At 61.4% G+C, this 7,456-nt stretch carries 9 protein-coding genes and 3 pseudogenes; 5 read left to right on the top strand and 7 right to left on the bottom strand.

The annotated features are described in order from the left end of the window. Nucleotides 1–227 (bottom strand): hypothetical protein (locus EOB59_RS35735; protein ID WP_206622091.1); only part of this gene is annotated, 227 nt, incomplete at its 3' end. Here EOB59_RS35735 and repC point away from each other — a divergent pair. Then, nucleotides 209–1,552: a plasmid replication protein RepC gene (gene repC, locus EOB59_RS32745; RefSeq protein WP_095482556.1), complete on the top strand. Its 1,344-nt coding sequence runs from the start codon at nucleotides 209–211 to the stop codon at nucleotides 1,550–1,552. The two genes, EOB59_RS35735 and repC, sit on opposite strands and share 19 nt — an antisense overlap. Nucleotides 1,553–1,581: 29 nt before the next feature. Here the strand turns inward: repC and EOB59_RS36995 are convergent. The 6 genes and pseudogenes from EOB59_RS36995 to EOB59_RS32715 form a co-directional block, all read right to left on the bottom strand. Beyond that, nucleotides 1,582–1,782: pseudogene (locus EOB59_RS36995) on the bottom strand (recombinase family protein); the annotation flags it as partial. A gap of 169 nt (nucleotides 1,783–1,951) precedes the next feature. Continuing rightward, nucleotides 1,952–2,566, bottom strand: a complete 615-nt coding sequence (locus tag EOB59_RS32735) for a GNAT family N-acetyltransferase (RefSeq protein WP_095482555.1) — start codon at nucleotides 2,564–2,566, stop codon at nucleotides 1,952–1,954. Nucleotides 2,567–2,715: 149 nt separating this feature from the next. Continuing rightward, nucleotides 2,716–3,104 (bottom strand): annotated as a pseudogene (locus EOB59_RS32730) (recombinase family protein); the annotation flags it as partial. A gap of 95 nt (nucleotides 3,105–3,199) precedes the next feature. Next, nucleotides 3,200–3,361: pseudogene (locus tag EOB59_RS32725) on the bottom strand (recombinase family protein); the annotation flags it as partial. Between the two features lie 628 nt (nucleotides 3,362–3,989). Continuing rightward, the gene (locus EOB59_RS32720) at nucleotides 3,990–4,199 is read right to left on the bottom strand and encodes a hypothetical protein (protein ID WP_065010175.1); all 210 of its coding nucleotides are present in this window, start codon (nucleotides 4,197–4,199) and stop codon (nucleotides 3,990–3,992) included. 245 nt (nucleotides 4,200–4,444) lie between these two features. Further along, nucleotides 4,445–5,470, bottom strand: a complete 1,026-nt coding sequence (locus tag EOB59_RS32715; protein ID WP_245486853.1) for a tyrosine-type recombinase/integrase — start codon at nucleotides 5,468–5,470, stop codon at nucleotides 4,445–4,447. Nucleotides 5,471–5,818: 348 nt separating this feature from the next. Between EOB59_RS32715 and EOB59_RS32710 the strand changes: the two genes are divergently transcribed. The 4 genes from EOB59_RS32710 to EOB59_RS32695 form a co-directional block, all read left to right on the top strand. Next, complete coding sequence (locus EOB59_RS32710) at nucleotides 5,819–6,325, top strand: hypothetical protein (protein ID WP_095482609.1); 507 nt, start codon at nucleotides 5,819–5,821, stop codon at nucleotides 6,323–6,325. 96 nt (nucleotides 6,326–6,421) lie between these two features. Then, nucleotides 6,422–6,775: a type II toxin-antitoxin system RelE/ParE family toxin gene (locus EOB59_RS32705; RefSeq protein ID WP_095482553.1), complete on the top strand. Its 354-nt coding sequence runs from the start codon at nucleotides 6,422–6,424 to the stop codon at nucleotides 6,773–6,775. Continuing rightward, nucleotides 6,772–7,095 (top strand): DNA-binding transcriptional regulator, encoded by a 324-nt coding sequence (locus tag EOB59_RS32700; protein ID WP_095482552.1) that lies wholly within the window; start codon nucleotides 6,772–6,774, stop codon nucleotides 7,093–7,095. The genes EOB59_RS32705 and EOB59_RS32700 overlap by 4 nt, the downstream gene beginning before the upstream one ends. A 188-nt stretch (nucleotides 7,096–7,283) precedes the next feature. Next, the coding region (locus EOB59_RS32695) for a DUF1403 family protein (RefSeq protein ID WP_128290161.1) at nucleotides 7,284–7,456 on the top strand (173 nt) is incomplete at its 3' end.

Below are 7,456 nucleotides of genomic sequence, written 5' to 3'. Positions count from 1 at the left end.
CTTTTATCAAGAGTTCCAGAAGACGGAGCATATGTAAGAAAAGTACGAAACCGCAAAAGAAAAAGGCCACCGAAACGAATTCCGGAAGCCCTTCTCTGTAGTGTGGCAACTGAGAGAATCGCATTTCCGGGAATCACCGTCAAGGGCTGATCGAGCCCCGCGCCGTTTTGGCGAGCGGATTTCTTTTGCCTGAACACAGGTAAAGACAATGGAAACGCATTTTTCAACGACGCCCTTCGGGCGGCGGCCGATGACGCTTGGCATGATCTCAAGCCAAGTCACCGCAAGGGCGGTGTCGAAGGACGCGACCGTCCACAAGTGGCACGTCTTCCAAGATATCAAGGATGCCAGGATCGCTCTGGGCGCCTCTGATCGCGCTTTGGCCATTCTCGACGCGCTGTTGTCGTTCCATCCGGACACGGCGCTTTATGGCGACAGCGAGCTGATCGTCTGGCCATCAAACGAGCAGCTTATCCGCCGCGCCAACGGAATGCCGCCAACGACCTTGCGGCGGCACCTGGCCGTCCTGGTGGAGTGCGGATTGATCATCCGTCGGGACAGCCCAAACGGCAAGCGCTTCGCCCGGAAAGGGCAGGGGGGCGAGATCGAGCAAGCCTATGGCTTCGACATTTCGCCGATCGTCGCGCGCGCAGAGGAGTTCAAGGAGCTGGCGGAAGCGGTCAGATCTGAGAAGAAGGCCTTTCGGCTCGTTAAGGAGCGGCTAACCATATGCCGGCGTGACATCGTCAAGATGATCGACGCTGGAATTGAGGAAGGCGTGCCGGCGAACTGGGGCAGGGTCCAGCAGGCCTACCAGGCGATTGTCGGCCAGATACCACGCACCGCCCCCCGACAGACCTTGGAGGCGATTGCCGAGGATCTGGAGGGCCTTTGGGCTGAAGTGCGTGAAGCATTGGAATCATTTGTAAAAAGACAGAAAGTGGACGCCAATGAGTCCCAAAACGGACGCCACATACAGAATTCAAAACCAGACTCTAAATCTGAATCTGAAAATGGCTTAGGAAATAAAGATGAAGCGGGCGGCAACGTTGCGGACACCGACAACATACGGAGCCTGCCGAAGCGCGAGCTGCCGTTAGGAATTGTGCTGGATGCCTGCCCGAACATGCTTTGGCTGGTGAAGGGCGGCGGCGGAATCCGCAACTGGCGTGAATTTCTGGCCGCGGCCGAGGTTGCCCGGCCGGCCATGGGCATCAGCCCCAGCGCCTGGGAGGAAGCGCGGACGGCCATGGGTGAACAGCAGGCGGCGATTACCATTGCCGCGATCTACCAGCGGCAGGACCAGATCAACAGCGCCGGCGGCTATTTGCGCAGCCTGACGGACCGAGCAAAGGCCGGAAAGTTCTCGGTCTGGCCGATGGTGATGGCCTTGCTGCGGGCAAAGCTTGACGCGTCGAAGACGACCGGAACCGGAGCTGAAGCCGCGGCCGTCGACTTGGAGACGGCAGGCAAGATTGTGCGCACCGAATCCCGGCTGGAAATCAGCGATGCGTTGCGCCGCAGTCTCGACAAGCCGGGGCGCGGGTCATGATCAGCCGGGCCGGTTTCGATCCGCACTATGGGAGACGCCCGCTTCAGCAGTGTGGCATCAGCCAGGTGCTCGGTGACGAGCCACCTCACTGCCCGCCGCAGTCGTTCAGGCGTCCAGTCGAGGTCGCGCTGCTTCAGGACCCGAGCGATATCGTCCCAGTTGTGGTCTGATCGCATCCGGCGGACCGTCGGAAGCCACTGGTTCATCGTTGATTGTAGCCGTCGGCCATAATAGGGGCCGCCCCTGTGCATTATTGGGACACAGATTCACGGTAAGTTGTGTGCGTCAAGTTCTTCACGGTAGGCATTTCGCCGCTGCCTGATCGGCAAGGTTCGCCCTCTCCGTCGTCCACCGACGAGGCGATGAACGGCTTCATTGAGCCCTTTGCGGGCGTTGGCTTTAGTCGTGTGCCATCCAGACCGTTCGTCCCTTCGCAGCGTCCTTAATGCTGAGTTCCGCAAAACCAATTTTCCGCCAGAAGCCGATCGCTCCCTTGTTCGCGCGATTGGCGCCGACATGGATACCTTTGATACCATGTTCGACCGCGAAGCTTCGCCATTTATCGAACAGCTTTGAGCCAAGCCCGCTCCCTTGGACGCGGGGCAAAAGATTCATGTGAAGATGAGCCGGATACTTGCTAACCACGGCTGCCGGCGTTCGCGCCGGGTGGTGGATCATGGATGCCCGCCGCTCGTCCGGCGTCCATAAATCCCGTAACGCTTCAGGTGGATCGGCATAGCGCAGGCGAAGTTGCGGCCACCACTCCCTTTCGAGTCGATCCTCCCATTCCAGTGTATCTATTGTTCCGACGGCAAAGCCCGCAACACCCCGGGAGTCTTCGACAACTACGGCAAGCTGCGGCTCAAGCACCGCATACGGCGCGGCGTAGATATGCCCCATCAGCTTTGGATCCTCGTAGAGGTGTGACGCATCGCCCCCCTCAAAGCCAGTCGCAAGGGAAATAGCATACAGTGCGTCAACGTCTTCCCATCTAACCGGGCGAATGCTCACCATTGTGTCCTCAGGTTTTTCTCGGCTTCTGCATAGCGCCCTTCTATATCGCCGGAAAAGCCTCCGAAGGTCCCGCATTGTGCTCTTCCTGCTCGGTCGAGTAGGGCGAGACGGACGGCAAAGCTCCACCCCGTGCGGTCATTCAAGCCAAGTCATTCCAGTGCTTGATGTGCCTCCTGCTGGCGAAATTTGGCAACGATTCTTGAGACGGTTGGCTCGCTCACGTCATATAGCCTTGCCATTTCGGCGCCAGACTCGCGGCCCGAAATGACGGACTCGGCGATCTCACGCCGCTTTTTGTCATCGAGCTTGCGCCGTCGCCCACCAACGCGACCTTCCAGCCGGGCCTCAGCCAGCCCTGCGCTCGTCCGCTCGCGGATCATGGCGCGCTCGAATTCGGCGAATCTGCCGACCATCTGCATCATCATGCGGCCAGCCGGCGTGGTGGTCTCGATCGCCTCGGTGAGCGAGCGGAACCCAGCGCCCGCGGCTCGATCTTCTCCATGAGGTGCAGGAGATCTTTCAGGCTGCGCGACAGGCGGTACAGCATTGAAGTGGACGCTAATGGCCTCATGCCGCTCCAACTGACCGCTCGCCCGTGATCGTTACGCCGCTACCGTGAATCCGTGTCCGAATAGCCTGTTGCACGGCCGTCATCTTCGCCAGGGCTTCGAGCTTGCGCTCGCGGCTACCAGGATTGCCTGCCAGCCGCCCCTTCGATCGTGCGGCGATGATGCCGGCCTTGGTCCGCTCCGAAATCAACGCACGCTCGAGCTGGGCAACGGCGCAGTAGCCGATTTGCCAGGCCTGTGGTCGACCGGAGCGTCGATTTTGCGCTTCACGAGCCATTTGCGGCGTTTCTCAGGATCGGGAAAGGAGTGTTGTACAAACACCGAAGACATCAGCAAACGATCGTTTGTAAACGTCTCTAGTTGCCCTTTATATCGCTCGTACCGCTTCGATGAGCCGGTAAATCAACGTTTTTCGGCCTCCTGAGCGTCCCAAGGCCTCGTGCTGTACAGTCCCGATATGAGGTCATTATCGATAGTTAGCTTGTTCCCAGGGATCATCGCCTGTGACGGAAGTAACCGGTGCTATAGCTTCCGTTGCGTGAATCAGCTACAAACAAATCAATGGCTTACCAACTCGTCGATTTGCCCCTGAACAGCCTGCTGGGGCCGCTCGCCCGCGCCGCTGTCGGTTTTACTTCCCGACTTCAATTGAAGCGCTAAGCTGAAATTTCGAACCGCGGTTTCTAAGTTACGGTTTCGATTGATTGAGGGGAAGGGGCCTTTCGGAGCCCTGACGCGATGCCGCCGAAGCGGATTCAGCGCAGTCCGAATTCATGATGGCTGGTGGATCTGGGAGCCCGCGTACCGGCCGCCGTTTCCATTGGCGCAGCCAGTCGTGCGGGCCAAGCGGTGGCTCATTCGTCGCCTGCGAGACCGTCGAAGGCCTCGATCAGCGCATCGACGATCGCCTGGCCGAGCGCCTGTGCTGTCTCACCGATTTGGGCTTCGTTTCCATTGCGGGCCGCGGTGGCGAGTTCCGAACCCTGATCCATCAGGATCGCATTGGACCTATCGATCGCCCATTGCGCGAAATCGTTGCGGCTGTCGATGATCCTGGTTTCCATGGCTGCGCGCTCCCGCGTTTACGATTTGTTGGCCAATTCGGGCTAGGGTCAGGGCGCGCGATGGGTATTGCGTTCGCGCCACAACACTCCTCGATTCTTGCAGCATCAGGCCTCGCCGGCAAGCCGCTCCGCCTCGCGTAGGTAGGGAGCCTGAGGCCGTGCCCTGTCGTCCTAGGACGAGCCTCCGACAAGCAGACTCCCGCTGCTAGGCACTGAGTAGCGGCAGGGCAGGGGACTTATGGTTCCTACAGCCCGCTCGCCTTGGTGAGATTGGTCCGGAACCGATCGCGCTGGCGCTGATATTTGCGGGTCATCTCGGCCGAGGCGTGGCCGAGCTGCTTCTGTACGTAACGTTCCTCGATGTCCGCGGAGGAGGCAAGGCCGGCGCGCAGCGAATGCCCTGAGAACAGCAGCGCACGCTCCGCTTCCGGAAGATCGGAGCGGACGCCGGCGGCGAGCGCCGTCTGCTTGACCAGGCGGGCGACATGCTTGTCGGAAAGTCGTTCGACGTCGACGGTCTTGTTGTCTTTGAAGATGCGCCGGAACAGCGGACCGCGCGCGATCCTTCCGAGCCTGATCCAGGTTTCCAGCGCGACAACCGGGCAAGAAAAATCGCTGGAGCCGCGGCCGACCTCGACCTCACGCCAACCGGTCTTGCCGCGCAGCGTCACCAGCACGCCCTTGTCGGCAAAAATCTCGATCCAGCCGGCGCCGTCGCTCTTGTCGTCGCGCACGACGTCGAGGCCGACGATTTCCGAGCGCCGCAACCCGCCGGCAAAGCCTAGGAGCAAAATAGCGCGGTCGCGCAGCCCGCGCAGATCGTGCCCGAGCGTCGCGATCATTGCCTTGATGTCATCGCCGAGGACGGCCTCCTTCTGCCGCGGCGGCTTTGCGTGTTTTCTGCGGATACCGGCGAGCACGGTGGCAATATGGCGATCGGCACGGTCGAGAGAAAATCCGCGCTGGGTAAAATTCCAGGCCAGGCCGGAGAGGCGCCGCTCGATCGTTGCGACCGAAAGGGCGGGAATGCCGCGTTTCGGCTCGCCGGCGGCGGTGCCTGAGGCACAGGCGCTGATATAGAGGCCGATTGTTTGTACCTCTGGGGGCAAGGGCTCAAAACCGTTGCGGCGACACCAGGACGAATAATGCGAAAAGTCCTTGGTGTAGGCGTCTCGCGTGTTTTCGGAGCTGGCGGCCTTGGCGTAGTCTTTTGCCGTCTCGACGAGCGCTTCGAGATGCGCCGGCGACCGCGATGGGCGTCCCATCTCCATGACCAGATCGACGATGTCGGGCAGACCTGCGAATTCGCCGGGCGGGCCGTTGTCGCGACGCCGGTCGGCTTGCGGGTCTTGATGGGAGTCCGCGCCATCTGGTTTCAGTAGCTTGTCCATGGCTCAATTGTGCGATTGAATCAGAAGAGTCGAGTCGGCGCCAGCTTGCAGCCAAACAGCGAGGCTGTCCATTGCATCGGCATCTCACGCACCCGCAGGCTTAGGCCCATATCCGTACACGCCAGCGCGACAGCGACCTGCCCGAAGGGAACCTCGGTGATCAAGAAAGCGATCAAGAAATCAACGCAAATCGCCGCTGATCCCTATCGCAAGGCCAGGTTTCGTGAGATGGCCCGCGACATCGTGGCCAAGGACCGCCATGACCGGAAATACGGCATGGCCGTCGACACGGCGGGCGCCATCGCCCGGGCGCTGGAAAAGGCCTATCGCCAAGGCTTTGAGGACAACCGGGTGGGCCGGCCGTCGCAAAGCCAAGAGCCGGCGGCGCAGGACGGTCCGCTCGATTGGGCGCTCATCCCGCCGCGTCCGCGAAACGCCTTCTGGAGCATCTGCCTGTTCACCTTGGGGCGTGGCGAGTCGCCATCGGAAATGGGCTATCTCGCGGCGGCCACGACCGAGCGCGGAACGCCGGGATGGCGCCTTGTCGTGCCCGGGCTTTCGTACCATGACAAGTCGATCGGCGAAAAGACCATCATTCCGCTCGTCCGTCTGGGCTTGATCGAGCCGGCGCTGGATGAGCCCCACTGTCTGGTCGTTTCAACGCGCGGCGCGCAAACGTGGTGGCTGTTCCACGCGCGCGGTGGCCGATATCCCGAGGATCTGACTGACGTGTAGACCCACTAGCGGTACGGAACCGGCTGTCGGCCAACCGGTGTTCGGCGGCGGCACCGCAGCGTTTGCAATCCATAGCACCTGGTGCTATATAAAACCATGACGCAGCGGACGTTCAAGACGGCCTGGTTCGCCAAGGCGGCGCGCAAGGCGCGAATCAGGGACGTGGCACTGTGCAAGGCGATTGCGCAGGTGGCGTTGGGACAAGCCGAAGATCTTGGCGGTGGCGTGTTCAAGAAGCGTCTGAACGACAACCGGCACCGATCGATCATCCTGGCCAAATCCGGTCGGTTCTGGGTCTACGAGTATCTGTTCGCCAAGCAGGACAGGGCCAACATTGATGACGACGAACTCGCCCAGTTCCGCAGCCTGGCCAAGGCTTATGCTGGGCTGACCGATCGGCAGCTCGGCGAATTGCTGGCAGACGGAGATTTTTTGGAGATATGCACATGAGCAGGGCTAGAAAATACAAGTCCGACGCCTTCGAGGCGATCCACAGCTCGGCGAGCGCGCTCTACAAGGTCGGGGCGATCGACAAGGCGACGATGCGCAGCTTCGACGAGAGCTGCCTGACGGTGCCGCCGGCGATCGAGCCCGACGCGATCAAGGCGCTGCGGGAGAAGAACCATGTCAGCCAGCCGGTGTTTGCGCGCTATCTGAACACATCCGAATCGACGGTGCAGAAATGGGAGACCGGAGCCAAGCGGCCGAGTGGCATGGCGCTGAAGCTGCTGTTTGTGGTCGACAAGCACGGGCTGCAGGTGCTGCGCTAGCGGCGCTTCGGTTACGTCCGATAAGGCAAGCTTACCGGACACGAACGTCGTTCGACATCCCCGGCGCTTTATGGCCGAGATGATTGCAAAAAGCGCCGCGATGACTCATGCTGCCGGCGATGATTCGCCACGCCAAACCGCCTTCCCGCCACGCCGTCCAGCCGCTCGGCGCCGCGCCGATCGCGCCCATGGCGACTGTGCCATCCTGGCTGCGCCGGGCCGTCGAGACGGCGCAAACCGTCGAAGATGCTGCGCTTGCGTCCGGCGCGGCGCTGACCGCGCTCGATGCTGTCGTGCGCCGGGACGAAAAATGGGCGGGCGCCTGGCGGCAGCGCCTCGCGCTCGCGGCGGCCGCGACGAC

The organism is Mesorhizobium sp. M7A.F.Ca.MR.176.00.0.0, from assembly GCF_004023165.1.
In the GTDB taxonomy this organism is placed as follows: domain Bacteria; phylum Pseudomonadota; class Alphaproteobacteria; order Rhizobiales; family Rhizobiaceae; genus Mesorhizobium.
This window is presented reverse-complemented; position numbering and strand designations above follow the sequence as displayed.

Excerpts from the sequence above, each read along its gene's own strand:
- repC (WP_095482556.1), top strand. The coding sequence starts at position 209 with ATGGAAACGCATTTTTCAACGACGCCCTTCGGGCGGCGGCCGATGACG.
- EOB59_RS32735 (WP_095482555.1), bottom strand. The coding sequence starts at position 2,566 with ATGGTGAGCATTCGCCCGGTTAGATGGGAAGACGTTGACGCACTGTAT.
- EOB59_RS32720 (WP_065010175.1), bottom strand. The coding sequence starts at position 4,199 with ATGGAAACCAGGATCATCGACAGCCGCAACGATTTCGCGCAATGGGCG.
- EOB59_RS32715 (WP_245486853.1), bottom strand. The coding sequence starts at position 5,470 with ATGGAGATGGGACGCCCATCGCGGTCGCCGGCGCATCTCGAAGCGCTC.
- EOB59_RS32710 (WP_095482609.1), top strand. The coding sequence starts at position 5,819 with ATGGCCCGCGACATCGTGGCCAAGGACCGCCATGACCGGAAATACGGC.
- EOB59_RS32705 (WP_095482553.1), top strand. The coding sequence starts at position 6,422 with ATGACGCAGCGGACGTTCAAGACGGCCTGGTTCGCCAAGGCGGCGCGC.
- EOB59_RS32700 (WP_095482552.1), top strand. The coding sequence starts at position 6,772 with ATGAGCAGGGCTAGAAAATACAAGTCCGACGCCTTCGAGGCGATCCAC.